2 protein-coding genes are annotated in these 1,292 nt (G+C 29.8%); both read left to right on the forward strand.

Annotation, left to right across the window (positions count from 1 at the left end; all coding sequences use genetic code 11):
* The first annotated feature begins 14 nt into the window (after window positions 1-14).
* Entirely contained in the window at window positions 15-146 is a 132-nt protein-coding gene (locus AB0C84_RS46260; RefSeq protein ID WP_361079316.1) for a helix-turn-helix domain-containing protein, read from the forward strand.
* Window positions 147-276: 130 nt separating this feature from the next.
* Window positions 277-894: a recombinase family protein gene (locus AB0C84_RS46265; RefSeq protein WP_002498868.1), complete on the forward strand. Its 618-nt coding sequence runs from the start codon at window positions 277-279 to the stop codon at window positions 892-894.
* Window positions 895-1,292: the final 398 nt, after the last annotated feature.

The following is a 1,292-nucleotide window of genomic DNA, read 5'->3' on the forward strand; positions in this document are numbered from 1 at the left end:
AAAATAAACAAGATTTGACTTTACTCAAAACACTTTATGATAATGGAACCCCGATTAAAACTATTGCAGAGCAATGGAAAGTTTCACGTACAACAATCTATCGTTATCTCAATAAGTTAAATAACCAAGAAAATAAAGATAAATAAAAAATATTACTGAGTTTTAAGAAAGATAAAAGTTAGACAGGATACACCCTAATCATACAAAATAAGTTGTTGAAATTATCGCAATTAAAACGTATGATTAGGGTGTATATTAATCATGGAGTGAAGATGAATGATTATAGGTTATGCGAGAGTATCATCGATAGATCAAAATTTAGAAAGACAATTGGATAATTTAAAGACGTTTGGTGTGGAGAAAATCTTTACAGAGAAACAGTCGGGAAAGTCAGTGGAAAATAGACCTGTATTTCAAGAAGCACTCAATTTTGTCAGAATGGGAGATCGATTCGTTGTGGAATCTATTGATCGTTTAGGACGTAACTATGATGAAATTATTGAAACTGTGAATTATTTAAAAGAAAAAAACGTTCAGTTAATGATTACCAGCTTACCTATGATGAATGAAGTGATTGGCAATCCATTACTGGATAAGTTTATGAAAGATTTAATCATTCAAATATTAGCAATGGTTTCAGAACAAGAGAGAAATGAAAGTAAACGTCGACAAGCGCAAGGAATTCAAGTTGCGAAGGAAAAAGGCGTATATAAAGGGCGCCCCTTACTTTATTCACCAAATGCTAAAGACCCACAGAAACGTGTTATTTATCATCGCGTGGTGGAAATGTTAGAAGAAGGGCAAGCAATTAGTAAAATTGCCAAAGAAGTTAATATTACAAGACAAACAGTTTATAGAATTAAACATGATAAGGGGATTATCTTGATAAATTGATTGTCAATGCAAATGAGCGTTTCTCACAGCGTCCCAAAATATATGTTAATCATGTATTATGAGATTTTAATAATAATACAGGAAAAAGAGAGAGCGTTTTTGCCCTCTTTTTTTCTATATTTTTTCTCAATAACGAATAATTTTGACAACCTAATCATACATACAGAAATACTGTTTTACTAGCATCAATAATGGTTCAATTAAGGTAGGCTCCAAATAGACAAAAAACACACCTTCTTATTTTACTAAGAAGATGTGTTTTTAAATCAATTAAATTATAAAAACTCATTAAATGTTTCTATAATTAGATATATATTCAATATACTTAATATGATTGTTAAAACCCAAGCAATAATATTAATCCATGTTTTATTTGTAAATTCTTTTCCCATTATCTT

Origin of the sequence: Actinomadura sp. NPDC048955 (genome assembly GCF_040649435.1) — a bacterium.
Classification (GTDB): domain Bacteria; phylum Actinomycetota; class Actinomycetes; order Streptosporangiales; family Streptosporangiaceae; genus Spirillospora; species Spirillospora luteofluorescens.

What these genes read in the sequence shown, in the direction of transcription:
- AB0C84_RS46265 (WP_002498868.1), top strand. Translation starts at nt 277, where the DNA reads ATGATTATAGGTTATGCGAGAGTATCATCGATAGATCAAAATTTAGAA.